The following is a 25,687-nucleotide window of genomic DNA, read 5'->3' on the forward strand; positions in this document are numbered from 1 at the left end:
ACACCGGGTATCGTGTGATAAAACCCACAGTGTAGCGTTGATGGCCAGGATTGGACAGGCGACAGTCGTGCGGGTATCAGGGCGTGTGCAGGAATTGTTCGGAGTAGATTAAGGTCTCGAAGGCGTCTGATTTTACGACCGGAAACAGTGTCCCCTGGAGATGGACATTGCTGAGTTGACTCACCTTATCCAGTAACATTTCATCATCCACACCGCAAATAATCATCCGATCACAATGGGGCCGGAAATTATCGATGATGCTTTGCATAAATGGTAAAAAAGAAGCACGTTTAGAAAGTGCGTGAATAAAGTGTTTATCCAGCCTGATGCAGCTAAACAGATTATCGTAAACCGCTGTTGTCGATGATTTCCCTGCGCCAAAGTGGGACAAGGACAATTTAAACTCACGATTTAATGCCGCGATTAATGGATTATTTTTTCCCAAATTTAGCGAGAGAAACGTTTCGCTGATATCGAGCCTTAAAAAAGGAAGCTGTTTTATTTTACGGGTCAGAAACTCACTTTCAAGAAGGGTGTTCGCCATGCCTTCATCCACAGGCATAAAAGCCAGTAGGTGATGGCTTTCGAAAAACGTCTGGTGCTTTTCCAGCAGGGAAATCTGACGCTGCAGCAGGCGCAGGCGCTGTGTTTCATCGAGCTGAGGCAACAGGACGTCCTGCGGCAACGTGATCGGCGCACTCTCATGCACGAACTGTGTAGCCAGCTCAATAGCGGTTAAGTGCCCTTCCTGAGAGCAGGCGGCATAAAACCAAATTTCCGACTGATAGTCGGCAGATAGGTGAATTTTCATTTTACAGCCAGAATATGTGGCGATAGTGCATCGTATATGATTAAAAACAGGCTGGCAATAGTAGCAAAGGACTGATGAGATGGATATTTTTATCGCTTCATTATCGTTAGGCTAAAAAAATAAACCTTAAGCCAAATAAATTCCCAAATAATTTTGTTAACGATGAAAAACATTCTTAGGTCCGGCGGTATAAATAAAAAGAGTAAGTTAAATCCGAATGAGTAATAATTTTTCAGGTCCGCTATTTTTCTGATTTAACCCCTACAAATCTGCTGGGCTTGCAGGCAGAAAATTAGATGCGGCGCGCCTGCCAAAATACTTTTCGCCAGTAGACATTATCCAGCGAAGAGCGAATCACCCCCTGGCTGGTGGAGGCATGAATGAACGCGTTATCCGTATCATAAATGCCTACGTGCAAGCCATTCTCGCCGCTGCCGGTTTTGAAGAACACCAGGTCACCGGGCAAGAGGTCATCTTTGCTGATGCGCGTCCCAATGTCGCTTTGTGCCGCGGTGGTGCGTGGGAGTTGCAGATCAAACTTATCGCGGAATGTCAGGTAAACAAAGCCAGAGCAGTCCACGCCACCGCGGCTCATCCCGCCATAACGGTAAGGCGTTCCTCGCCAGTTACCCAGTTGATCGTTAAGTTGCGCTATTACAGTGATGGAGTCAGAGAGGCGACCATTAATGGGCGGCGCATGATGGCTACAGCCCACCAACAGCAAAACGAATAACAGCAACCCCGTGCGCATCACAGCTCATCCTTAATAAATAATAACCAAATTACTGTAGCGGCAAAGCGCGCCAGGTGGCAAGTATCAGGGCAAAACAGTTAGCAGAGGCCGACCGTCTAACATTAACTGGCGGAACGGAATGCCATACAGGGGCGAAAGCTGTTCCGGACGAAGGACGTCTGCTGGCTCACCCTGTAATACCACCTGGCCCTGATGTAACAACCAAACCTGCGTTGCGTGCCATAAACTGTGGTTAAGGTCGTGGCTGCTGGCGACCACGCAAACGCCAGCCTGGCAGAGTTCACCAATCAGATCATCGACCGCTTTCTGCTGCGCAATATCCAGCGCCGTCATGGGTTCATCCAGGATCAGCAACTGACCATGGGCGTTGATCTGCGGATCGATTTGCATCATGACCGCAGCAATCCGCACCCGCTGCCACTCTCCACCGGAGAGCCGGGTCAATGGCCAGGTTAATTTGTCATCCAGTTGCAGCCGCGACAGTATTGAGGCTAACCGAGCGTCGTGAGGTAAAGCGGGAGACGGGAGATGCAGGCGAAGATAGTGATAAACCGGCATCTGTCCCGGGGGCAACTGTTGCTGGGGCAGCCAGCTGCGCACCCTGGCCAGCGCCGGGCCTTTCCAACTGGACAGCGGGTTATGCAGGAGCGTCGCCTTGCCGGTAACGGGTTCCAGTCCGGCCAGCGCAGAGAGCAAAGTGCTCTTCCCTGCGCCATTCGGCCCGACCAGATGCACCCACTGCCCGGCCTGCAGGGTGCCAGTTACCGGTTGCAGCCGTCCGGGAACGGCTGCATTTTCCAGGCTCAGCAACATTTATTTTGCCAGTGCCTGCTTGATGGTTTCGAGAATAATCGGATCTTCTGGTGACATGTCCGGAGAGAAACGCTGAATGACACTGCCATCCCGACCAATCAGGAATTTTTCGAAGTTCCACAGGATATCGCCTGGGACTTTGGGCGCACGTCCTTTACTTTCCATGCGCTCATAAAAACCACTCTCTTCCGGGCGAACCGCCTCAGGTTTTGCCGCCACCAGCTGCGCATAAAGTGGGTGACGATGCTCACCATTGACGTCACACTTTTCGAACATCGCAAAGGTCACACCATACGTGGTGCTGCAAAAGGTTTTGATCTCTTCACTACTGCCCGGCTCCTGCTCCAGAAACTGGTTGCAGGGGAAACCCAGCACGCTGAAGCCCTGCTCATGCCAGGCTTTATGAATGTTTTCCAGCGCTTCATATTGTGGCGTTAAGCCGCACTTAGAGGCCACGTTAACGACCAGCAGCACCTGTCCCTGCCAGGATGACAGCGAGGTTTTTTCACCATCCAGTGTAACCAGTTCAGTTTGATAAATGCTCATACGGAGTTCCTGTGGTTAATGCAAGTATGCCAGCTAAAGCTGACGCGACGATTTGACTAACAGTACGATAAACAGCGGTGCGCCCAGGGTTGCCGTGACGACACCGATAGGTAACTCGGCAGAAGCCAGCGCCAGGCGGGCAATAATATCGGCGCCAAGCAACACGCTGGCTCCTGCCAGCGCGGAGGCTGGCAACAAGGCACGGTGATCGTTCAGACCTGCCAGCCGCAGCAGATGGGGAATCACCAGACCGACAAAGCCGATTGCCCCGGCAAGGGCAACGCTGACCCCGACCAGCCAGCCCATCGCTAATACCAGTAAATTACGCCAGTAAAACAGGGACAGCCCCAACTGGCGGGCTGAGGTTTCCCCCAGCGCTAACAGGTTGAGTACCCTGGCCGCCGAGGTTAACGCCAGGATAACCGGCAGCAGCGCCAGCATCATCCAGCCATAGCGCCAGTCGATGCCGCTGAAGCCGCCCATCATCCAGTACATTAACTGTCGCAGGTCGAGGCTGCTGCTGAAATACACCGCCCAGGTCATGATGGCGCTGCAGATAATGCCCAGCGCCACGCCAGTAAGCAGCAAACGCGTGACGGATAAGTGACGATGGGCAAAGTGCAGCAGGATAAGCGTGATCACCAGCGCACCGGCCATCGCCGAAACGCTGAGGCTCCAGAGTGAACCGCCGCCAAACAGCACCGCCGCCACCAGACCAATGCCCGCGCCGTTGGAGACGCCAAGCAGCCCCGGTTCGGCCAGGGGATTAGTAAACAGCGCCTGCATGACAACGCCGCTCAGCGCCAGCGCCGCGCCAACCAGTATGACCGCAAGGCTGCGCGGCAGGCGAAGCTGACCGACGAACAGTCTGCCGCTGTCGCTAAACCACTGGGATGGGCCTATCCAGCTTTCACCCGCACACAGGCTGATCATAAATAAGACAAGCAACGTGCCACTCAGACCCAAAAGCCAGGTCCTGCTGCGACGATCGCGTTGAAGCGCAAGTTGTTCAAGCTGGGACATAAGCCGGATTAGCCAGGATAACAGAGGGTTGATTGTAAAAGGATTGCAAAAAAAAGAAATGAAAAAGGCCGCTTGCGCGGCCTTTTTAAAACACTGGGATCAGTCACTGTCTTTTGGTGTGGCGTTCTCAACGCGACTTTTAAGCTTCTGCCCTGGACGGAATGTCACTACGCGACGCGCAGTAATTGGAATATCCTCTCCCGTTTTTGGGTTTCTGCCTGGACGTTGGTTTTTGTCACGCAGGTCAAAATTACCAAACCCCGACAGTTTAACCTGTTCTCCATTTTCCAAAGCGCGGCGAACCTCTTCGAAAAACAACTCCACTAACTCTTTTGCATCACGTTTGCTCAGCCCGAGTTTTTCAAACAGGTATTCTGACATCTCAGCTTTTGTAAGCGCCATAGGTTCAATCCCTCAAGGTTGCCTGGAATCGCTCTTTTAATGCCGCAACGCATTTGGCAACCGTCGCGGCAATCTCCTCTTCTTCGAGTGTCCGGCTGGTATCCTGCAAAATCAGGCTGATTGCGAGGCTCTTATAGCCCTCGGAAACACCCTTACCTCGGTACACGTCAAACAAGTTTACGCCAACTACCTGATTTACGCCAACTTTCTTACACTCCGCGATGATATCTGCTGCAGGCACGTTTTCGGCCACAACAACAGCGATATCACGACGGTTTGCCGGGAAGCGTGAAATCTCTTGCGCATCAGGCAGGACGCGGTCTGCGACCTTATTCCAAAGCAGTTCAAAGACTAAGGTACGACCGTTGAGATCCAGCTTACGTTCAAGTTCGGGATGAACCACTCCGATAAATCCGATTCGTTCATCGTGTAAATAAATTGCCGCACTTTGTCCAGGATGCAACGCCGGATTCGCTTCAGCGCGGAAGCTAATCGCATTCATCTTGCCGGTTAAATCCAGCAGCGACTCTAAATCGCCTTTCAAATCATAGAAGTCAACGGTCTGGCGCGCCAGGTCCCAATGTTCTTCATAGCGGTTGCCACTCAGCACGCCTGCCAGCATCAAATCCTGGCGAATACCGAGATCCGCCTGCGTATCAGGCACAAAGCGCAGGCCGCTCTCAAACAGGCGCACGCGGCTCTGCTGACGGTTCTGGTTATACACCACCGCGCTGAGTAAGCCGGTCCACAGTGACAGACGCATCGTGGACATATCGCTGGAGATCGGGCTTGGCAGCAGCAGTGCCTCTTCACCCGGATGCAGCAACTGCTGCACTTTCGGGTCCACGAAGCTGTAGGTGATCGCTTCCTGATAACCTTTGTCTACCAACAGCATCTTCGCCCGCTTCAGCGACAGATTCGCTTCACGGTGCTTCGTCATCACCAGGCCAGCATGGACAGGTACATCCGGGATATTGTTGTAACCATAAATACGGGCAATCTCTTCCACCAGGTCTTCTTCGATAGCCATATCGAAGCGCCAGGTCGGTGCCACTGCACGCCATTCACCGTTACCTACGCTGACCTGACAGCCCAGGCGCGTTAAAATGTCGGTTACCTGCTCATCGCTGACCACATGACCAATTAACCGATCCAGCTTTTCACGACGCAGCGTGATAGTCGCGGGCTGTGGTAACGTGTCCGCCGACGTCTGATCGATAACCGGCCCCGCTTCACCGCCGCAAATGGTCAGCAGCAACTGGGTGGCGCGCTCCATCGCCTTATGCTGCAGCGCGGCATCCACACCGCGCTCGTAGCGATGGGAGGCATCGGTATGTAAGCCATGGCGACGAGCACGGCCCGCAATCGCCAGGGGTTCAAACCAGGCGCTCTCCAGTAAAACATTTTGCGTTTCCGCGTTTACACCGGAATGTTCACCGCCGAAAATGCCGCCCATCGCCAGGGCTTTCTGGTGATCGGCAATAACCAGCGTATCGCTGCTGAGTTTAACCGCGGTGCCATCCAGTAACGTCAGCGCTTCACCGTCTTTCGCCATGCGTACCACGATTCCGCCGTCAATGCGGTCGAGATCGAAAGCGTGCATGGGCTGGCCCAGCTCAAGCAATACATAGTTAGTGATGTCGACCACCGGATCGATAGAGCGAATACCACAACGACGCAGTTTCTCTTTCATCCACAGCGGTGTGGCAGCGGCAACGTTAATCCCTTTAACGACCCGGCCTAAATAACGTGGACAGGCTGCGGTCGCCTCTATATTGATCGGGACAGTATCAGAAATCGTCGCCGCAACCGGCTCAATGGCAGGTGCGTTAAGCGGCAGGCTGTTCAGTACCGCCACATCACGGGCAATACCAATAATTCCCAGGCAGTCGGCGCGGTTAGGCGTGACGCTGATTTCAATGGTGTTGTCGTCCAGCTGCAGGTAGTCACGAATATCTGTGCCAACCGGTGCATCGGCGGGCAATTCGATAATGCCACTGTGATCGTCGGAAATACCCAGCTCCGAGAACGAACACAGCATGCCTTCCGACGGTTCGCCACGCAGCTTGGCCGCTTTAATTTTAAAATCGCCCGGCAGCACAGCACCCACGGTGGCGACCGCAACTTTCAGGCCCTGACGGCAGTTTGGTGCGCCGCAGACGATATCCAGCAGACGATCGCCGCCGGTATTAATTTTGGTCACGCGCAGTTTGTCAGCATTAGGATGCTGACCGCACTCCACGACTTCGCCAACCACAACACCGTGAAACGCGCCCGCGACCGGCTCAACGCCGTCCACTTCCAGGCCGGCCATGGTGATCTGTTCAGATAAGGCTGCACTGTCAAGGGCGGGATTTACCCATTCGCGTAACCAGAGTTCACTGAATTTCATTGGATAACCTGCCCTTACTTAAATTGTTTGAGGAAACGTAAATCATTTTCGAAGAATGCGCGCAAATCGGTCACGCCGTAGCGCAGCATGGTCAGGCGCTCCATGCCCATGCCAAAGGCAAAGCCTGAATAGATTTCCGGATCGATACCGACATTACGCAGGACATTCGGATGCACCATGCCGCAACCCAGCACTTCGAGCCACTTGCCATTTTTACCCATGACATCCACTTCCGCGGACGGTTCGGTAAACGGGAAATAGGAAGGACGGAAACGAATCTGCAAGTCTTCCTCAAAGAAGTTGTTCAGGAAATCGTGTAGCGTGCCCTTCAGGTTGGTGAAGTTGATATTTTTATCAACGATCAGGCCTTCCATTTGATGGAACATCGGCGTGTGCGTCTGATCGTAGTCGTTACGATAAACTCGGCCCGGCGCAATAATGCGCAGCGGTGGCTGCTGGTTCTTCATGGTACGGATTTGCACGCCAGAGGTTTGGGTACGCAGCAGACGCGTGGCATCAAACCAGAAGGTGTCATGATCGGCGCGCGCCGGGTGATGGCCTGGGATATTGAGTGCATCGAAGTTATGATAATCGTCTTCAATTTCCGGCCCCGTAACGACCGCAAAGCCCAGTTCGCCAAAAAAGGTTTCAATACGATCGATGGTACGGGTAACCGGATGCAGGCCGCCGTTCTCGATACGACGTCCCGGCAGGGAGACATCGATGGTTTCTGCCGCCAGACGCGCGTTGAGCACCGCTGACTCCATCTCTTCTTTACGCGCGTTCAGGCGTTCCGTTACCTGCTGTTTGGCTTCGTTAATCACGGCACCTGCGGCAGGACGCTCTTCCGCTGGCAGCTCGCGCAGTGTGGTCATCTGCAGTGTCAGATGCCCTTTCTTCCCCAGATATTCGACGCGCACCGCGTCAAGGGCGGCGATATCGGTCGCCCCATCGATGGCCGCCGTGGCGTTCGCCACCAGTTCTGCTAGTTGGGACATGTTTTCCTCTTTTTCCAGTCAGGCTGGTTAGTACGTGTTGGGACCTGGCGGTCCAATATGCCAGCGCCAAAAACAAAAAAAGCCTCCACGTGGGAGGCTTTCAGCGCGATTTTTCGTTTCTTTTCTTATGCGCAAAAGCCCCTGATTGTCAGGCGCTAAAGTAAAAAAAGAAACGGAAAATAGCAGCATTCATGCTTGCGTTACCTTGTCGTGATTCTCAACGGCACTATTGAAATGCGCAGCGGTGAAAAAGTCAATCTTTTGCTCAGGTTACAGATAATAAAAAAGGGAGCAAGCTCCCTTTTTCAACTGACTTACGCCAGCGCTGATTTCGCTTTTTCTACCAGTGCAGTAAATGCCACTTTATCGAATACGGCGATGTCGGCCAGGATTTTACGGTCAATTTCAATGGCTGCTTTTTTCAGACCATTGATGAAACGGCTGTAAGACATACCGTTCTGACGCGCCGCTGCGTTGATACGCGCGATCCACAGCTGACGGAACTGACGCTTACGTTGACGACGGTCGCGGTAAGCATACTGACCAGCTTTGATAACAGCCTGGAAGGCAACGCGGTAAACACGTGAACGTGCACCGTAGTAACCTTTAGCTTGTTTTAAGATTTTTTTGTGACGTGCGCGAGCAACTACACCACGTTTTACACGAGCCATTTAGCTCTCCTGTTTAATATTCTGAATTAATTAAAAAATTTACTTATGCGTACGGCAGGCAGGCGATAACCAGACCCAGATCGCCTTTAGACACCATGCCTTTCGGACGCAGGTGACGTTTACGCTTAGTAGATTTTTTAGTCAGAATATGACGCAGGTTTGCGTGTTTACGCTTGAAGCCGCCAGAAGCGGTCTTCTTGAAGCGCTTAGCCGCGCCACGTACAGTTTTAATCTTTGGCATTTTAAAAAATATCCACTTCGCATTGTTGATAACATGACCCAGACAGGCGAACAACAAACCGCGCAACGCAAGCGCTGCGCGGCCATTGCTACTTGAATGCCTACTGTTTCTTCTTAGGAGCGAGCACCATGATCATCTGGCGGCCTTCGATCTTCGAAGGGAAGGATTCGACAATGGCCAAATCCAGATCTTCACACAGGTCTTTACGGACGCGGTTAAGCACTTCCATACCGATCTGCTGGTGCGCCATCTCACGACCGCGGAAACGGAGCGTGATTTTGGCTTTATCGCCATCTTCCAGAAAGCGAATCAGGTTGCGTAGTTTGACCTGATAGTCGCCATCATCGGTTCCAGGACGGAATTTGATTTCCTTAACCTGAATAACTTTTTGCTTCTTCTTCTGTTCCTTAGAAGATTTGCTTTTTTCATAGAGGAACTTGCCGTAATCCATAATTCGGCAGACCGGCGGTTCGGCGTTCGGGCTAATTTCGACTAAGTCGCCACCCGCTTCCTCGGCTTTTTCCAAAGCTTCGCGTAATGTGACAATGCCAATCGGCTCACCATCCATGCCTGTTAAGCGCACTTCGGTCGCGCGGATTTCACTGTTAATTTTGTTCGGACGCGTAGGTAGTACTCGTTTTCCGCCTTTAATACTTTATTCCTCCAATTGTTGAAGATTTCGGCTGCGAACCTCTTGTTGCAACTTCTCAACAAACACATCGACATCCATCGACCCAAGGTCTTTTCCACGGCGGGTGCGAACGGCAACTTTGCCAGCTTCCACCTCTTTATCACCGCAGACCAACATATAAGGGACGCGACGTAATGTGTGCTCGCGGATTTTAAAGCCTATCTTCTCATTTCTCAAGTCTGCTTTCACACGAATGCCAGCATTCTGCAATTTACGTGTCAAAGTCTCAACATATTCTGCCTGACCGTCGGTAATATTCATTACCACAGCCTGCATCGGTGCCAGCCAGCTTGGGAAGAAACCCGCGAACTCTTCGGTCAAAATACCGATGAAGCGCTCCATCGATCCCAGAATCGCACGGTGAATCATCACCGGGGTCTGACGATCGTTGTTTTCTCCCACGTAGCTAGCATCCAGGCGTTTAGGCAGGGAAAAGTCTAGCTGAACTGTTCCACACTGCCAGGCGCGGTCAAGGCAATCGTATAGTGTAAATTCAATTTTAGGGCCATAAAACGCACCCTCACCCGGCTGATATTCAAACTCAATGTTGTTTTCATTGAGCGCCGCAGCCAGGTCTTCTTCTGCACGATCCCAGGTTTCATCAGAACCGATGCGCTTTTCAGGACGCGTGGACAGTTTCACCACGATCTTTTCAAAGCCAAAGGTGCTGTACATGTCGTAAACCATGCGGATACAGCTGTTAACTTCAGTACGCAGCTGGTCTTCAGTACAGAAAATATGGGCATCATCCTGGGTAAAGCCACGAACACGCATCAGACCGTGCAAAGCACCTGAGGGTTCATTACGGTGGCAGCTACCGAACTCAGCCATACGCAGCGGCAAATCGCGATAGGATTTTAACCCCTGGTTAAAAATTTGCACGTGCCCCGGGCAGTTCATTGGTTTGATGCAGTACTCACGGTTCTCAGATGAGGTCGTGAACATCGCATCTTTGTAGTTTTCCCAGTGACCCGTTTTTTCCCACAGGACGCGATCCATCATAAAAGGACCTTTAACTTCCTGATACTGGTACTCTTTTAGCTTACTACGGACGAACACTTCCAGCTCGCGGAAAATAGTCCAGCCGTCATTATGCCAGAAAACCATGCCCGGCGCTTCTTCCTGCATATGGTAAAGGTCGAGTTGCTTACCAATCTTACGATGGTCGCGCTTCGCCGCCTCTTCCAGACGCTGCAGGTAAGCTGCCAACTGTTTCTTGTCTGCCCATGCTGTACCGTAGATACGCTGCAGCATTTTGTTATCGCTGTCACCGCGCCAGTAAGCACCCGAAATTTTCTGCAGTTTGAAATGATGGCAGAAACGCATATTCGGCACGTGCGGGCCACGGCACATATCGACGTATTCTTCATGATGATAGAGCCCTGGGCGATCATCATGACTGATGTTCTCATCCAGGATGGTGGTCTTATAGACTTCACCGCGCGCAGCAAAGACATCACGCGCTTCCTGCCAGCTGACTTTTTTCTTCACCACATCGTAGTTGGTCTCGGCCAACTGATGCATGCGTTTTTCCAGCAGCTCGATATCTTCCTGCGTCAGGGTACGATCGATATCGACGTCATAATAGAAGCCGTTGTCGATAACTGGACCAATCGCCATTTTCGTATCGGGCCACAGTTGCTTAATGGCATGGCCTAACAGATGCGCGCAAGAGTGGCGAATAATCTCAAGACCCGCTTCGTCTTTTGCTGTGATAATGGCAACAGACGCGTCTTCGGTGATGGGATCAACCGCATCAACCAGTTCACCGTTAACCCGTCCAGCGATACAGGCTTTTGCCAGACCGGGACCAATATCAAGCGCGATGTCCATAACGCTGACAGGGCGATCGTACGAACGCTGACTGCCATCAGGAAGCGTAATTACAGGCATAGAATGTCCTTAGTTGCAGTGGTAAGCCACACGAAAGCTTACATACAAAATTGAGTAGTTTTATTGACCTGGCGGTATATCAGACCCACATTGTCGGAATGTCGCCAGGAGTGTAATGCGGTACGGATAATAGCAGTTTTCAGGCGCGAGCAAAACCCATGCGTTTTACGCTAACCCTCAGAGAGATCAAAAAAAAGCGGCCGGGCACTCTGCCAGACCGCGATTGATTAGCCATTCTGAACGCGCATTACATTGCGTAGGACAGCATGACTGAGGTTCGGGTATCGGTACGGTCTGGCGCAGAAGCCGGTGGGTTGTTGTTCCAGGTCACGTTATAAGCCAGTTTCAGGGCAAAGTGATCGTTGATGGCAACCTGCAAACCGGTTTCTGAGTTGACCGTGGTATCTTCGCCCAGTGAACTCAGCACAGATACGCCCTGAATAAACTTGGTCGTATCGGTCAGTTGCCACTGGTAGCTCACCGCACCGTAGGCCAGGCCTTGGGTTTTGTGATCGCCGCCGCGGTAATCATCGTAACGTACGCCCGGACCGAATTCAGCACGCAGCGAATGCACCGGACCATTCAGAATCTGACGACCATAACCGGCGGTCAGCACATCACGGGAATCATAGCCGTTGTAACGGTCGCTTAACCAACTCGCCTGACCGAACAGATAGTCATAGGCGCTCATGTTGTAACGGGAACGTGCGCCAACGTTATAGGTTTCAGAAGAGCGCTCATCGTTAGCAGAGGTGTTTGCGGCATTGCCCCACAAGCTGTAGGCCATTGATTCTGTGTACCAGGTCATATTGCTTTGTGCGGTCAATGATGAACTGGTGGTGTTACCACTTTGTGCCAGGTAACCCGCAGAGGCAGAACCTTCAAAAGGCTTTTTAGCCGTGGATGGGTCATCCATTGCGGTAAAGACAGCATTATCGGCCAGCGCCTGGTGACAAAACGCTCCGGCAGAGAGCAAAAGAACAGCAGACAGCTTGTTAAAGGCTTTCATTAAATGTGATCCGTGCGGCAGTTTTAAAAACGAAGATTCTGAAGGGTTTCCCAATGCGATCAATGCAATTTACGGTAACTTTTGTAAAAAAACATGAATTCGCTCAGAACGGCATACATTAGCGTAACGCCGTGCATTCACTGGGCGTTAACCTGATTTCGGCGCGCATTATAGAGCCATTTTTACCAAATGGCATCTGTTCATTTACAAGATTTACATTGGGTTTCTTTCGCACTCTCGCCGTGACTTGCGCACAGATTGATCTGATTTTTAGGCTCATCTCCTTCATTATTCGCCTGTTTTTTCGCCATGTACTACGCTGTGTGTTATTTAACCATGTCGAGGTGCAAAATGAGTAACGGGGATTTACACCGCTATGTCGTCACGTTTCATTATCAGGAAAGCGGACTCGCTGACGTTCTGACACTAACCGGCGCGCTGACATCAGGCGGCTTCTCTACCACGTTGATGGATGATAAGGGGAACCCCCACGAGCTTGGCACCAACAGTTTTGGCATCGTCACCACGCTTACACACGAAGATTTAGAACAGCAAGCCATTGCCGCTGGCGAAAGCGCGCTGGGCCAGAAACCCGACGTTACGTTGACCACGCTTGAAGATTTTCTGCGCGACGCTGCCCGTTCGCCAGAATAGTCTGTGCGCAAGCGCAGATTTTCGAGAGAGGTTACAGGTTACAATCGAACTCAGGCAGCGAATAAAGAGGATAACCCGATGTGGTCAGCCATTAGTCGTCTGTTAAACGAGCCATTTGGTCATGCCGATATTACCCAACGTCTTGAACTTCCCGGTGGGGACGTACATCCTGCCTGGCTGATTCGCTATGGCGACCAGGATGTATTTGTGAAATGTAACAGCCGCGACAAGGTGACGCTTTTCAGTTGGGAAGCCGATCAACTCGCCCTGCTGCGCCGAACGCAGACCGTCCGCGTGCCGGAAGTATACGGCGTCGGCAGCGATCGGGATTACAGTTTCATTCTGCTGGAGTACATCAAGCCTGAGCCTCTCGACGCGCACAGCGCACATCAGTTAGGACAGCAGCTGGCGCGCCTGCATCAGTGGAGCGAGCAGCCCCAGTTCGGTCTTGATTTTGACAATAACCTGACGACCACGCCGCAACCTAACAGCTGGCTACGGCGCTGGTCTGCTTTTTTTGCAGAACAGCGCATCGGCTGGCAGCTGCAAATCGCCGCAGAGAAAGGCATTCTGTATGGTGATACCGATCTGATTGTCGACTGCGTGCAGCGAACGCTGGCATCACATCATCCCCAACCTTCTCTGCTCCATGGCGATCTGTGGCCCACCAATTGCGCAGCCAGCCAGAGTGGGCCATGGATTTTTGATCCGGCCTGCTACTGGGGAGATCGGGAATGTGACCTGGCCATGCTGAGCTGGTTTAACGATCTGCCCAGAGAAATCTTTGACGGTTATAACCAGACCTGGCCGTTACCGGATGGCTTCTCACAGCGCCAGCCGGTCTATCAGCTTTATTATCTGCTAAATCGGGCGAACGTCTTTGGCGGCAACTGGCTGGGAGCCGCGCAGCTTGCCGTAGGTCAGCTACTGGATGATGATGCACTGGCGGCCGGTCAGGCTAAACCGGCCTGACCGGTTACAGAAAACCCAGCAGAGAAAGCAGGAAATATCCCGCGATGGCAATCACCACCGGCAGAATATAGAGCGGGAAAATCTGCAGGAAAATGGTGTGACGAGGTACGCGCACCTTCTCTTCTAACTGCTGACGTGTGCGCCCTTCACTGCCCTTAGCCTGTTCAAGAATCATCTGGTCTTCAATGCCTTCCCGCACGTGGCGCGCCTGGCGTCCCATGCGGGAACCTGAAGCTTCCAGCGCCAGGCCGACGAAGATCAAAATATAGACAAGCCAGAATCCCAGATTCATCTGCCCGTTAAAGTCCGGCACAGGTGAGTTATGCCAGAAAACGTTCAGGAACGGCGTATTAAAACGAATCATGTCGACCATAACATGAATAAAATCAAGCATAACGGCATCAATGCCAGGCTTCTTTTCACTGTGCTTAAATAAAAAACTCAGCAGTGAGATTATTGTGGATACTAACGCCAGTAAAAAAACTATCCAGCCGACGACACGCTTAAGGATGGCAATGCGGCCAGCCTGTTGATAGGTCATGATATCTCCTGAACCCAAAATCCTGTTAGCCTCTAGTCTACCTGCCCTTAGGGCGTTTTCCCAAAAAAAAGCGCGGGCTGCGCCCGTAATGCCTCTCCTGAGCGAGCCTCCCCCGTTCGTGATAAAGTAAGCTGTCATGTTTACGGGAGAGCCTCATGCCTTACCACCGCCCTGTTTATGCTGCTTTATTTGATATGGATGGATTGCTGATCGATTCGGAACCGCTTTGGGACAGAGCCGAAATGGATATCTTTTCAACTCTGAATCTCGATCTGACGCGCCGCCATGAGCTCCCCGATACGCTGGGGCTGCGCATCGACCAGACCGTGCGCATGTGGTACGAAACCCTGCCCTGGTCAGGACCGAGCCAGCAAGAAGTGACTCAGCGCATCATCGCCCGTGCGATGGAACTGATCGCCACGCAGCGCCCGCTGCTACCCGGCGTTGAATCCGCACTGACACTGTGCAAACAGCACGGCCTGAAAATCGGCCTTGTCTCGGCTTCGCCACTGTTTATGCTGGAAGGCGTGCTGGAAATGTTCAACCTGCGCCACTATTTTGACGTGCTGTCATCGGCGGAGAATCTGCCCTACAGTAAGCCGCATCCGCAAGTGTATTTACATGCTGCCGACGCGTTGCGAATCGATCCGCTTCACTGCGTTGCCCTGGAAGACTCTGTCAACGGAATGGTCGCGAGCAAAGCGGCGCGCATGCGCGCGATTGTCGTCCCGGCTGCCGCGCATCAGGACGATGCCCGCTGGTCGCTGGCCGATGTTAAACTGAGCAGCCTGACACAACTGACGCGCGCGCATTTGCTGGGTTAATTGTGGCTACGCTTTAACCTGTTGCACAACCTTAAAAAATTAACGCTTCGTTACAGCGTCACGGGTTCTCATTTACTGGATAAATCCCTATACTGGATGCATCGACAGTTTTTCTTGCAGCCAGGTTTTATCATGACGGCCGAGGGCCATATCTTTTTTGCTATTGCCAGCGCTATTTTCGCTAAACGGGCCGAACTTACCCCAGTGATGGCGCATGCCGACTGGTGGCATTTGATTCCGGCCACGCTACTGACCTGCCTGCTTCCCGATATCGACCATCCTAAATCCCTGTTAGGACAGCGGCTGCGCTGGCTGTCGCACCCTATTGCGCGGGTGTTTGGCCATCGCGGATTTACCCACAGCCTGCTTGCCGTGGCAGCCAGCCTGTGGTTGTTCCAGATCAACGTGCCGAAAAGCTGGCCTGTCCCGGCGGATGTGTTGCAGGGCATGACACTCGGTTATCTGAGCCATATTGTGGCTGATATGCTCACCCCCGCCGGCGTTCCCCTTCTCTGGCCCTGCCGCTGGCGTTTTCGCCTGCCAGTGCTTAACAGTCAGAAAGGCAATCAGCTGGAGCGTACGCTTTGTCTTTGCCTGATTGGTTACGCCTTATGGTTCCCGCTGGGGATGCCGTCGTTTGGCGAAAATGGCTGGCCGGCCCAGGTATTTGATACGCTGCAAAACGGCGTCAGTCGTCTCATCTCTGCGCAATCAGAACGCTAAGCCGGGAGCAAAACAGTCCCGGTTATAAGCTATTCCATTTGGATATAAGATTGCGCCATTTCTAACTGTTACCATTTCCGAATACGTATCTTTACGATCACTATCTTTGCCGCTCTCCTACCAGGGAATGCTGCATAACTTCGGAGTTGCTATGGATATTCCTCTTACGCTTAACGTCGTAGCATTTGTCGTGCTGCTGCTTTTATTGTCACGCATGAGCCGCGCAAACTGGAGCCTGTCAAAAAAAGTGCTGACAGGTTTAGTGCTGGGTGTGCTTTTTGGTCTGGCACTACAGCTGATTTACGGCGGCAACAGCGATATCGTTAAAACCTCAATTAGCTGGTTCAACATCGTGGGTAACGGCTATGTACAACTGCTGCAGATGATTGTGATGCCGCTGGTGTTTGTATCCATACTCAGCGCCGTGGCCCGTCTGCACAATGCCTCTTCGCTGGGGAAAATCAGTTTTCTGACTATTGGCGTACTGCTGTTTACGACGGCCATTTCCGCCCTGGTCGGCGTTTTCGTAACCGGTTTGTTTCATCTTAACGCCACCGGCCTGGTACAGGGCGCGCAGGAAACCGCTCGCCTGAGCGCGATTCAGAGTAACTACGTCGGTAAAGTCGCCGATCTGACCGTGCCGCAATTAATCCTGTCGTTTATTCCTAAGAATCCTTTTGCTGATTTAACCGGGGCCAGCCCGACCTCGATCATCAGCGTGGTCATTTTCGCCGCCTTCCTTGGCGTCGCTGCCCTGCAGCTCCATAAAGACGATGAGGTTAAAGGCCAGCGCGTCCTGACCGCTATCGATACCCTGCAGTCGTGGGTGATGAAGCTGGTGCGCCTGATTATGAAACTGACACCTTATGGTGTGCTGGCGCTGATGACTAAAGTGGTGGCCGGTTCTAACCTACAGGACATCATTAAGCTGGGCAGCTTTGTGGTGGCGTCCTACTTAGGACTGACCATCATGTTTGTGGTTCATGCCCTGCTCTTATCGGTCAACGGCATCAATCCTATGCGGTTTTTCCGCAAGGTCTGGCCGGTACTGACCTTCGCCTTTACCAGTCGCTCCAGCGCCGCCAGCATTCCGCTGAATGTTGAAGCCCAGACTCGCCGTCTTGGCGTGCCCGAATCGATTGCCAGCTTCTCGGCCTCGTTTGGTGCCACTATTGGACAGAACGGCTGTGCCGGTCTTTATCCGACCATGCTGGCAGTGATGGTGGCCCCAACGGTCGGCATTAACCCTTTTGATCCGCTGTGGATTGCCACACTGGTCGGCATTGTGACGTTGAGTTCCGCAGGCGTGGCCGGTGTCGGCGGCGGTGCGACCTTTGCCGCCCTGATTGTGCTGCCCGCAATGGGGCTGCCGGTTACTCTGGTGGCACTGTTGATCTCCATTGAGCCCCTGATTGATATGGGCAGAACAGCGCTGAACGTCAATGGTTCCATGACCGCAGGTTCCCTGACCAGCCGCTGGTTGGGCCTGACCAATAAACGCGTTTTAGAACGCAGCGAACACGGTGAATTAGAACACAGTTAATCACTGCAGACCTGGCGCCAGCCGCCAGGTCTTTCCCCCTCTTTCTGTCTTATCTTCTCCATATTTCTTCTTGATTATCGTGGTGCCGTTAAGAAAACGTTAAGCGTGGTAAACGGGCAATAATACAGGGTATTTCTGCTTGTCTTTATGCGGCAAAAAGAGAATTCTGCAGGTAATAACTGCAGGAGAACACTCATGAAAACGGTTATCGCCTCATTACTGGCGTTAGCGATAGTTGCGCCAGCTCACGCTTTTGGTCGTCCCGGTGACTGGGGACCTGGCCCGCACTGGCGACCCGGCCCAGGCTGGCATGGCCCGGCACCGCGCTGGCACGGTCCCGACCACTTCCACGTTTTGCCACTGGCCGCGACGGCGGTGTTGATCGGTGGATTAACTTACTACCTGCTTAACGGCAGTTATTATCAGCGTCACGGGGAAGAATACGTGGTGGTGGAACCGCCCGTGCAAACCTATGAAAGCGGCATGCGGGTTCTGGATTTTAACGGCAGGCGTTTCTACGTGCAGGACGGTCATTATTATCAGCGGGAAATTAACGGCAGCTATATTGAAGTCCCTCGTCCGGCGGGATTATAGGCATAAAAAAACGGCTCGCCTGATGGCGAGCCGTTTCTTGTTAAAGCGGGTAGTTACTGCTTAACCTGCGGGTCAGTATCGTACTCAGCACAGCTCTGGAAGCCATAGTTCATCACGCGACCGGTATCGTTATAGCTAACGAAGTAAGTCTGTGGCTTGCCTTCACGCTCGCCAATGACGTAGCTCTGGCAGGTACCACGTGCATGCACCATCGTAATTTCAGTGGCTGCAGGGCCAGCAATCTGACGAACCTGTTCGCGAGTCATGCCTTTTTTGACATCCTTAACCACAGGCTTAGTCACGAAGCTTTCCGCACGATCGTAAGTCGTACAACCAGAGAGCGCAGCCAGCGTCAGCGCTGCAGCGATACATCCCATCACTTTATTCATCTTGTTGTTCCTCGTTTTTTTGTCCATGTGCTGAGAAGCCTGGAACATAAAACGGTTTTTTTCAAGTTAATGACGTACTTAAACTCAATCTGCCCTGAAAGATTTGATAAAATGCGCCGCACTGGCCTTAACGCAGCGGTTATTCAGGCGAATAGTGGCGCTGACCGGCCTGCCTTAATGGCTAATGGCCCGCGTTTCAAGGCGGGCGAACAACACAAGTGACGTTGTCACCAATAAGCATTCTGGTTCCAGAGGATTAATGACGCTTTCATCACCAAACCGACGGGTTTACGCCATCACCCTGGGATTACTGGCTGCCCTGGGGCCGCTCTGTATTGACCTGTACCTGCCCGCACTGCCGCAACTGGCGCAGGATCTTCAGACCTCGACCTCAACGGCTCAGCTCAGCCTGACTGCCGGGCTACTCGGATTGGGTGCCGGACAGCTGTTTTTCGGGCCAATGAGCGACAAATTTGGTCGACTGCGCCCGCTAACCTTATCCCTGGTGCTGCTGTTTATCGCCTCGATAGGCTGCGCCCTGGCACAGGACATTCACCAACTGTTACTGGCCCGCCTGTTTCAGGGATTAGCGGGCGCAGGTGGCGCCGTCCTGTCGCGGGCCGTGGCGCGTGACATGTACAGCGGCCATGAACTTACCCGTTTTTTTGCCCTGCTGATGCTGGTCAACGGCCTGGCCCCTATCGGCGCACCAGTATTAGGTGGCGCACTTATGGCCGTGCTGAACTGGCGCGGTATTTTTGTGGTATTGAGCTGTATCGCCGTTTTACTTATCCTGCTGGCGCGCTGGAAGCTGCATGAAAGCCTTCCTGCCGAACGTCGTAGTCAGGGCTCTGTATTTTCAGCCTATGCTGCGCTGGGTCAGGTTATTACCCATCGCCCTTTTATGGGATTTTGCCTCACACAGGGGCTGATGATGTCTGGCATGTTTGCCTACATCGGTGCCTCACCCTTTGTGTTGCAACAACTTTACGGCTTGTCTCCGCAGGCGTTCAGCTTCTGCTTTGCCGCAAACGGTATTGGATTAATCATCGCCTCACAGACCAGCGCCCGGCTCTGCCCACTGTGGGGAGAGTACCGCGTATTGAAAGGCGGTCTGACGCTGGCCTGTGTCGCATCGAGTGCGTTGCTGATTGCCGGGCTCAGCCATGCGCCTCTGCCGTTGGTGCTACTCGCCCTGTTCTTTACCATTGCCAGTAACGGGGTGATTGCCACGACGGCGTCGTCGCTGGCGATGCAAAGTCAGGGACAGCGCGCTGGCAGCGCCTCGGCGGTGATTGGCGTCACCGGCTTTACCCTGGGCGCTATTGCCGTGCCGGTAACGGGCATTGGCGGGACATCAGTAATCAGTATGACGCTGACGATTTTTGGCTGCTACATGCTGGCTATACTGACGTTTACCGTTCTGGCGAAAAAACCCGCAGCCGAAGTAAAAAGCGTCTGATTCTGCCCGTCTCAATAAAAACAGCAGCCGCTTTGGCTTGTTGTTTCCCGGGATGCGCGTTAGCTTTAAAACATGCTTTGTATTGTGCCAACGGGCTACAGACTTAAGGAGATGTTGATGTCACTGCAGCAGGAAATCATTACCGCACTTGGCGTTAAGCCAACTATCGATCCACACCAGGAGATCCGTACCAGCGTTGATTTCCTTAAAGCCTACTTAACGCGCCACAGCGGCCTTAAGGCGTTGGTACTCGGTATCAGCGGCGGACAAGATTCCACCCTGACCGGCAAGCTGGCTCAGATGGCGATAACGGAGCTTCGGCAGGAAACAGGCGATAACGACTACACCTTTATCGCGGTGCGTTTACCTTACGGCGTACAGGCAGATGAGCAGGATTGTCAGGACGCTCTGGCCTTTATCCAGCCGGATCGTTCGCTGGTGGTCAATATCAAAGAAGCGGTCCTGGCCAGCGAGCGGGCGCTGAAAGAAGCGGGGATCGTGCTGTCCGATTTCGTGCGCGGTAATGAAAAAGCCCGCGAACGGATGAAAGCCCAGTACAGCATTGCCGGTATGTCCAAAGGTGTGGTGGTCGGTACCGACCACGGCGCAGAAGCGGTAACCGGCTTCTTCACCAAATATGGTGATGGCGGCAGTGACATTAACCCTATCTTCCGCCTGAATAAACGTCAGGGGAAACAGTTACTGAAAACGCTGGGCTGCCCTGAACATCTTTATCTGAAGAAACCCACGGCCGACCTGGAAGATGATCGCCCTGGCCTGCAGGATGAAGTCGCGCTGGGTGTCACCTACGATATGATCGATGACTATCTGGAAGGCAAAACCATCGCGCCGGACAGCGCGAAGATTATTGAAGGCTGGTATCTGAAAACCGAGCATAAGCGTCGTCCGCCTATCACTGTTTTCGACGACTTTTGGAAATAACACGCTATAGCCTTTATCCGGCTTTAACATCGCGCCCGGTCAGCTCAGTGGCCGGGCGCGACTGCGTGATACGTCCCCCGATCAAAAACGCTGCCAGTCAGCTTCACCCGCCGCTTCCATCGGGCTGCGGACAGGCATCTGAATACGGTCTGCACGTCCGATCATGCTGCTTTGGATCGGTGCCTGGTGCTGCGTTTTGGCGAGCGTGAAGGTCGCAACCAACTGGTTAAGGGTTGAGGCCTGATCCATTAATGAACGGGATGCAGAAGATGCTTCTTCAACCAGAGAGGCATTTTGCTGCGTCACATCATCCATCTGGTTTACGGCCAGGTGCACCTGATTAATTCCCTGCGACTGTTCGTTTGCAGCAACCGAAATCTCATCGACCAAATCGGTCACCTGACGGACCGCGTCTGTCATGCGCGTAATATTATTACCCACGCCCTCGGCCTGGTTCGAGCCAGCTTCTACATGGAGCATAGAAGCTTCAATAAGCGCTTTGATCTCCCTGGCAGAAGAAGACGATCGCTGAGCCAGGTTGCGCACCTCGCCAGCTACCACGGCAAAACCGCGCCCTTGTTCACCTGCCCGCGCCGCTTCAACCGCCGCGTTAAGCGCCAGGATATTGGTCTGGAATGCAATACCTTCAATCAACGCAATGATATCAGTAATTTTTGTCGAGCTCGTCCGGATATCACCTATGGTCATCAGCATCGCCTTCACGCGTGACGCACTGTCTTCAGATATATCACGCGCGTTTTGGGCAAGCTGGCTGGCAAGTCGCGTATTTTCTGCCGTCTGACGCACTGTTTCACTCAACTCAGACATGCTTGCAGCCGTCTGCTCCAGGGAGGCAGCCTGCTCTTCCGTACGAGATGAGAGATCTTCGTTGCCTGCAGAAATCTGTGCGGAAGCCGTACTGACCGACTGAGCCGCGCTTTCTACTGCGCTGAGGGACAGTGCAACATTTTCCACCAAATGATTAAATGCCTTTGCCGTCAGACCGATTTCATCTCCGCGAGAGTCATCTGCACGTAATGTCAGATCCAGATTTTCGCTCGCGGTTTCCATTGTGTGGCGCATGGTGTTGAGCTGACGACGAATAGCAAAAATTGTTTTAAGCGTAAAAAAGCCTAACAGCAATATGGCTGAAACAGAACCGGCAATCAGAATGAGTAAAGTATGACGATAGGTGCTGTCATTCTCTTTACGAAGTTGATTACCAATATCCACATTCAGTTGCAGCTGTTTCTGATAATCGTCAATCAGCTGTCGTGTTAGCGCACCAATACCGCTATTACCCTGTAGCATCGACAAAGAAATCGCGTCGTTCTGTGCGCGTGAGGCCGTGAGAAAAGCAGGCAGATCCGCCTCAATCTTTTTAATGGTGACAAATGCCTTTTCGGTCATCTGTCGATCTTCCTCACTGGAAATATCATTCTTAAGGTAATTCTGGTTGAGCATCGAAATATGGTTTAAGACGCCCTTGATTTCTTTCTCAATTTGCATCTGCTTAGCGGGATCGGTCATGCTCTGATGATGATAGAGCGCGATGATAATGGCATTGCTACCGTCAACCATTTTGGCGATATCAGTAATAGAAGGAATGGTATTTTCCTGCACATACTGGAAACGGTACTGAAAACCGTCCGCTACGGAAACCGCCACGATAACCATGGCTATCAGCGCCATGCAAAGAAGGGAAAAGGTCAGTAAAAGCCGCTGTGTTATAGTCATATTTTTCACCTGGTTCTTATTAAAAAGTTAATTCGTCTGAAAATTTCAGACGCAGACCTTAACTATCGACATAAAAATGTGATAACAGCGCCAAAAACAAGCATTGTTTATCAAGCATTTAAGGTTGATGAATTTTTTAAAAAACAACAACTTATCATTATAATAATGTATAAAAAAACACATCCTTACTCACTGCAATAAATCGCTAACTAATCCTTAACACTTCACTCTGTTCCACCGCATGTGGGTGGAATGCCATAAGACGTAATACTGTGGGCATCCCCCTTTGCCTACGCGTGGCTGATAAGCTTGCGAGGCTCGTCAACAGAGGTAAAGCCCTGACAGGTTGGATTGCGGTCGGTAAAGGGCGTTAAGCAACCTGATGATCAGGCCTTTCATGAGGTGCGTTGAGGGAAAAACGTTGCTCAGCACACAGCCCATTACAGCAAACTCTGCCTCTACCCAGACGGAATACCTGATGGACAGGGTACAGGCTTACCGTTAGCATATTTCGCGCTCGCTGCCCGCTGGCGGCCCTTTTAGACATTGAGTTTCCATGCCTGCTAACTTACCACGCGCGACCTTAGTCGGTCTGAGCGCGATCTTGCTCTGGAGCACCACTATCGGCCTGCTGCGCAGCGTCAGCGAGGCGTTTGGCCCGACTGGTGGTGCCGCTCTTATTTACTCCACCACGGCTGTTTTGCTGTGCCTCACACGCGGCGTTCCCAACCCACGTAACATGCCGGGCCGCTATCTGCTTACAGGCGGCGTGCTGTTTGTCGGGTATGAAATTTGCCTGGCGCTGGCGGTCGGCCTTGCCCGCGATCGTCACCAGTCGCTGGAGATGGGGATGATCAACTATCTTTGGCCCTGCCTGACAATCGTGCTGGCGATTCCGTTTAACCAGCAGCGTTTTCGCCTGTGGCTGTGGCCCGGACTGCTGCTTTCACTCAGCGGTATTATCTGGGTGATGAAAGGCGCTAACGGGAATGTGACAGGTCAGATGGCGCAGAATATTGCCAGCAATCCAACAGCCTACCTGCTGGCGTTTATCGCGGCGATTGCGTGGGCGCTCTACAACAACATCACGCGCCGCTATGCTCGCGGCAGCAACGGCGTCACCCTGTTTTTTATGGTGACGGCCCTGGCGCTATGGCTCAAATTCGCGTTGTTCACGCAGCATGAAACGCTGCAATTTAGCGTGACCGCTGCAGCAGAAGTGCTGTTTATGGGCGCGTCAACGGCGGTTGCCTACTCTGCCTGGAATTACGGCATCCAGCATGGCAACCTGACGCTGTTGGCGGCGGCATCTTATTTCACGCCGGTGCTCTCGGCGTTGCTTGCCTCGCTATGGCTGGGGCTGACGCCACCGATAAGCTTCTGGCAAGGCGTTGCTATGATCACCGCTGGCTCTCTGATTTGCTGGCTGGCGACAAGGCGTTGATGAATCTCTGACTGGCGAACCTTTACCCTGCCTGTTACACTGTATGGACAACCAGTACAGGAGTCCGTTTTGGTCAGACGTGCAGCCACCCATCGCCTCGAATTTGACGCGGCAACCATTTATGAATACCCGGAACATTTGCGTGAATGGCTCGAAGGCCTGCCAAATCAGCCCGGCGTTTATACTTTTCATGGCGACAGCGATACCTTGCCGCTTTACATCGGCAAAAGCGTTAATCTGCGTTCGCGCGTGATGTCCCATTTTCGTACACCCGATGAAGCAAAAATGTTACGCCAGTCGCGGCGCGTCAGCTGGATTCCCACAGCAGGCGATCTCGGTGCGCTGCTGCTGGAAGCGCAAATGATCAAAACGCAGCAGCCCCTGTTTAATAAACGCCTGCGCAAAAATCGTCAGCTTTGTTCTCTGCAAATTACCGCAGAGGGTAAACCGGAAGTGGTGTATGCCCGTGACGTCGATTTTAGCCAGTCGCCGAATCTGTTTGGTCTTTACCGCAGCCGTTTTGCCGCGCTGGAACGTCTTAAGCAGCTTGCCGATGAATATCAGCTGTGCCACGGCTTGTTAGGGCTGGAAGCGTTGAGTGCTAACCGGGGCTGCTTTCGCTCTGCCCTGCGCCGCTGTGCCGGTGCCTGCTGTGGCAAGGAACCTGTGAGCGATCATCAGGACCGACTGCTCGCCGCGCTGGAAAACGTCCGGGTATTCTGCTGGCCATGGCAAGGTGCGGTGGCACTGGTGGAAGAAGGTAAACACCTGACGCAAATCCACGTTATCGATCACTGGTTCTATCTGGGTTCTGTGCAAACGATGGATGAGGCAAAGTCCCTTAAACGTGGCAAAGGCGGGTTCGATCACGACGGCTACAAAATTCTCTGCAGTCCGGTATTGTCTGGCCATTACCCCATTATTCCCCTGTAGAATAAAAAAAACCGCCGACACTGCCCACGCAAGGTGGACAAGGTCGGCGGTCTTCAACCGTCTTTACTGATTAACGTGCGGCTTATTGAGCGGGTGCAGGTGCAGGCGCCATCTTGCCGTGCATCGGACGTTTTTCAGTCAGGTGCTTTTCAAAATTCGCGTTGTACTGTTTTTTCTGCTCCGGCGTCAGCACGTTATACAGTTTATTTTGGGTTTCCATCATGGTCACCGCGTTGGCTTTGGCATTCGCGGTCATTTTATCTGCCTGAGCTTCAGCCTGGGCTTTGTCGAAGCTGTCAGAGGCGATGATGGCGTGCGTTGCACGACGTTCATCCTGTGACGGGCGCTGCATTTCATCGCGGCGCTCTTTCATAATTTCGTGCATTTTGGTTTTCTGGTCTGGTGTCAGATTCAGCCCGCCAAACATCATATCCATACCGTGACGCATCGGTTTATGCATCGGCTTTTCCGTGCCTGCCGGTGGTGGTGTCAGATTATCGGCTTCAGCATGAACAACCGTTGCCGCGCCGAATGCCAGAGTTGAAGCCAGTAACAGAGAAGTTAATTTACGCATAACAGTGTCCTTTTTATTCACTTGTTCAGTTTCGTAACGACAGCACTCTGTCGCGTCTTCGGAAACAAGCATACGACGTTGAACGTCAATTACTGCGAGCGAGAGTAAAAG

Annotated in this window: 28 protein-coding genes and 1 other annotated feature; of the genes, 10 read left to right on the forward strand and 18 right to left on the reverse strand. The window is 52.6% G+C overall.

What is annotated here, in order from left to right; all coding sequences use genetic code 11:
• Positions 1-76: 76 nt before the first annotated feature.
• The 14 genes from FBY13_RS01920 to FBY13_RS01990 form a co-directional block, all read right to left on the reverse strand.
• Positions 77-811, reverse strand: coding sequence for an EAL domain-containing protein (locus FBY13_RS01920; RefSeq protein WP_145393329.1), 735 nt, complete (start codon positions 809-811; stop codon positions 77-79).
• 292 nt (positions 812-1,103) lie between these two features.
• Positions 1,104-1,562 carry an NlpC/P60 family protein gene (locus FBY13_RS01925; protein ID WP_063879378.1) on the reverse strand — a complete coding sequence of 153 codons (459 nt, stop codon included), beginning with the start codon at positions 1,560-1,562 and terminating at the stop codon, positions 1,104-1,106.
• A gap of 66 nt (positions 1,563-1,628) precedes the next feature.
• Entirely contained in the window at positions 1,629-2,378 is a 750-nt protein-coding gene (btuD, locus tag FBY13_RS01930; RefSeq protein ID WP_145393330.1) for a vitamin B12 ABC transporter ATP-binding protein BtuD, read from the reverse strand.
• A complete protein-coding gene (locus FBY13_RS01935) occupies positions 2,379-2,924 on the reverse strand; it encodes a glutathione peroxidase (RefSeq protein ID WP_145393331.1) in 546 nt (181 codons plus the stop codon). It lies immediately after the preceding gene.
• A 33-nt stretch (positions 2,925-2,957) separates the two neighbouring features.
• On the reverse strand, positions 2,958-3,947 hold the full coding sequence (btuC, locus tag FBY13_RS01940) for a vitamin B12 ABC transporter permease BtuC (protein WP_145393332.1): 990 nt from the start codon (positions 3,945-3,947) through the stop codon (positions 2,958-2,960).
• Positions 3,948-4,046: 99 nt separating this feature from the next.
• Positions 4,047-4,349 carry an integration host factor subunit alpha gene (ihfA, locus tag FBY13_RS01945; protein ID WP_006118960.1) on the reverse strand — a complete coding sequence of 101 codons (303 nt, stop codon included), beginning with the start codon at positions 4,347-4,349 and terminating at the stop codon, positions 4,047-4,049.
• Positions 4,350-4,353: 4 nt separating this feature from the next.
• On the reverse strand, positions 4,354-6,741 hold the full coding sequence (pheT, locus tag FBY13_RS01950) for a phenylalanine--tRNA ligase subunit beta (RefSeq protein ID WP_145393333.1): 2,388 nt from the start codon (positions 6,739-6,741) through the stop codon (positions 4,354-4,356).
• 14 nt (positions 6,742-6,755) lie between these two features.
• Entirely contained in the window at positions 6,756-7,739 is a 984-nt protein-coding gene (gene pheS, locus FBY13_RS01955) for a phenylalanine--tRNA ligase subunit alpha (RefSeq protein ID WP_063879373.1), read from the reverse strand.
• Positions 7,740-7,811: 72 nt separating this feature from the next.
• Positions 7,812-7,937, reverse strand: a sequence feature (Phe leader region).
• Entirely contained in the window at positions 7,888-7,932 is a 45-nt protein-coding gene (gene pheM, locus FBY13_RS23365) for a pheST operon leader peptide PheM (RefSeq protein WP_106120997.1), read from the reverse strand. It overlaps the preceding feature by 45 nt.
• A gap of 116 nt (positions 7,938-8,053) precedes the next feature.
• Entirely contained in the window at positions 8,054-8,410 is a 357-nt protein-coding gene (gene rplT / locus FBY13_RS01970) for a 50S ribosomal protein L20 (protein ID WP_006118956.1), read from the reverse strand.
• Between the two features lie 43 nt (positions 8,411-8,453).
• A complete protein-coding gene (rpmI, locus tag FBY13_RS01975; protein WP_004157374.1) occupies positions 8,454-8,651 on the reverse strand; it encodes a 50S ribosomal protein L35 in 198 nt (65 codons plus the stop codon).
• Between the two features lie 100 nt (positions 8,652-8,751).
• Positions 8,752-9,303, reverse strand: a complete 552-nt coding sequence (gene infC, locus FBY13_RS01980) for a translation initiation factor IF-3 (RefSeq protein WP_033732471.1) — start codon at positions 9,301-9,303, stop codon at positions 8,752-8,754.
• Between the two features lie 3 nt (positions 9,304-9,306).
• Positions 9,307-11,235: a threonine--tRNA ligase gene (gene thrS, locus FBY13_RS01985; RefSeq protein WP_145393334.1), complete on the reverse strand. Its 1,929-nt coding sequence runs from the start codon at positions 11,233-11,235 to the stop codon at positions 9,307-9,309.
• A gap of 247 nt (positions 11,236-11,482) precedes the next feature.
• Positions 11,483-12,244: a YdiY family protein gene (locus FBY13_RS01990; protein ID WP_096012510.1), complete on the reverse strand. Its 762-nt coding sequence runs from the start codon at positions 12,242-12,244 to the stop codon at positions 11,483-11,485.
• 351 nt (positions 12,245-12,595) lie between these two features.
• Between FBY13_RS01990 and ghoS the strand changes: the two genes are divergently transcribed.
• Together ghoS and FBY13_RS02000 are read left to right on the forward strand one after the other, a co-directional pair.
• Positions 12,596-12,898 carry a type V toxin-antitoxin system endoribonuclease antitoxin GhoS gene (gene ghoS, locus FBY13_RS01995; protein WP_145393335.1) on the forward strand — a complete coding sequence of 101 codons (303 nt, stop codon included), beginning with the start codon at positions 12,596-12,598 and terminating at the stop codon, positions 12,896-12,898.
• A 78-nt stretch (positions 12,899-12,976) separates the two neighbouring features.
• Complete coding sequence (locus FBY13_RS02000; protein ID WP_096012508.1) at positions 12,977-13,870, forward strand: fructosamine kinase family protein; 894 nt, start codon at positions 12,977-12,979, stop codon at positions 13,868-13,870.
• A gap of 4 nt (positions 13,871-13,874) precedes the next feature.
• Here the strand turns inward: FBY13_RS02000 and FBY13_RS02005 are convergent, their stop codons facing one another.
• The gene (locus FBY13_RS02005; protein WP_096012507.1) at positions 13,875-14,411 is read right to left on the reverse strand and encodes a YniB family protein; all 537 of its coding nucleotides are present in this window, start codon (positions 14,409-14,411) and stop codon (positions 13,875-13,877) included.
• A 155-nt stretch (positions 14,412-14,566) separates the two neighbouring features.
• On the opposite strand from FBY13_RS02005, the gene hxpB reads away from it, so the two are divergent.
• From hxpB to FBY13_RS02025, 4 genes are all read left to right on the forward strand, one after another.
• The gene (gene hxpB, locus FBY13_RS02010; protein ID WP_145393336.1) at positions 14,567-15,235 is read left to right on the forward strand and encodes a hexitol phosphatase HxpB; all 669 of its coding nucleotides are present in this window, start codon (positions 14,567-14,569) and stop codon (positions 15,233-15,235) included.
• Between the two features lie 132 nt (positions 15,236-15,367).
• A complete protein-coding gene (locus tag FBY13_RS02015) occupies positions 15,368-15,958 on the forward strand; it encodes a metal-dependent hydrolase (protein WP_145393337.1) in 591 nt (196 codons plus the stop codon).
• A gap of 151 nt (positions 15,959-16,109) precedes the next feature.
• The gene (locus tag FBY13_RS02020; protein ID WP_096012506.1) at positions 16,110-17,501 is read left to right on the forward strand and encodes an L-cystine transporter; all 1,392 of its coding nucleotides are present in this window, start codon (positions 16,110-16,112) and stop codon (positions 17,499-17,501) included.
• Positions 17,502-17,696: 195 nt separating this feature from the next.
• A complete protein-coding gene (locus FBY13_RS02025) occupies positions 17,697-18,095 on the forward strand; it encodes a DUF6515 family protein (RefSeq protein WP_096012505.1) in 399 nt (132 codons plus the stop codon).
• A gap of 53 nt (positions 18,096-18,148) precedes the next feature.
• Here FBY13_RS02025 and osmE read toward each other — a convergent pair whose 3' ends face one another.
• Positions 18,149-18,484 carry an osmotically-inducible lipoprotein OsmE gene (osmE, locus tag FBY13_RS02030; protein ID WP_096012504.1) on the reverse strand — a complete coding sequence of 112 codons (336 nt, stop codon included), beginning with the start codon at positions 18,482-18,484 and terminating at the stop codon, positions 18,149-18,151.
• 259 nt (positions 18,485-18,743) lie between these two features.
• Here osmE and FBY13_RS02035 point away from each other — a divergent pair, with 259 nt between their 5' ends.
• The gene (locus FBY13_RS02035; RefSeq protein WP_096012503.1) at positions 18,744-19,946 is read left to right on the forward strand and encodes a multidrug effflux MFS transporter; all 1,203 of its coding nucleotides are present in this window, start codon (positions 18,744-18,746) and stop codon (positions 19,944-19,946) included.
• A gap of 117 nt (positions 19,947-20,063) precedes the next feature.
• A complete protein-coding gene (nadE, locus tag FBY13_RS02040; protein WP_109716234.1) occupies positions 20,064-20,888 on the forward strand; it encodes an ammonia-dependent NAD(+) synthetase in 825 nt (274 codons plus the stop codon).
• Between the two features lie 81 nt (positions 20,889-20,969).
• On the opposite strand, the gene FBY13_RS02045 is transcribed toward nadE, so the two are convergent.
• On the reverse strand, positions 20,970-22,625 hold the full coding sequence (locus FBY13_RS02045) for a methyl-accepting chemotaxis protein (RefSeq protein WP_145393338.1): 1,656 nt from the start codon (positions 22,623-22,625) through the stop codon (positions 20,970-20,972).
• Between the two features lie 556 nt (positions 22,626-23,181).
• On the opposite strand from FBY13_RS02045, the gene yddG reads away from it, so the two are divergent.
• Positions 23,182-24,069 (forward strand): aromatic amino acid DMT transporter YddG, encoded by an 888-nt coding sequence (gene yddG / locus FBY13_RS02050; RefSeq protein WP_145393339.1) that lies wholly within the window; start codon positions 23,182-23,184, stop codon positions 24,067-24,069.
• Between the two features lie 69 nt (positions 24,070-24,138).
• Positions 24,139-25,002, forward strand: a complete 864-nt coding sequence (cho, locus tag FBY13_RS02055; RefSeq protein WP_063879359.1) for an excinuclease Cho — start codon at positions 24,139-24,141, stop codon at positions 25,000-25,002.
• An 82-nt stretch (positions 25,003-25,084) separates the two neighbouring features.
• Here cho and spy read toward each other — a convergent pair whose 3' ends face one another.
• Positions 25,085-25,576 carry an ATP-independent periplasmic protein-refolding chaperone Spy gene (gene spy, locus FBY13_RS02060; RefSeq protein ID WP_063879358.1) on the reverse strand — a complete coding sequence of 164 codons (492 nt, stop codon included), beginning with the start codon at positions 25,574-25,576 and terminating at the stop codon, positions 25,085-25,087.
• Between the last annotated feature and the right edge of the window lie 111 nt (positions 25,577-25,687).

Source organism: Pantoea sp. SJZ147, assembly GCF_007828605.1.
In the GTDB taxonomy this organism is placed as follows: Bacteria; Pseudomonadota; Gammaproteobacteria; order Enterobacterales; family Enterobacteriaceae; genus Pantoea; species Pantoea allii.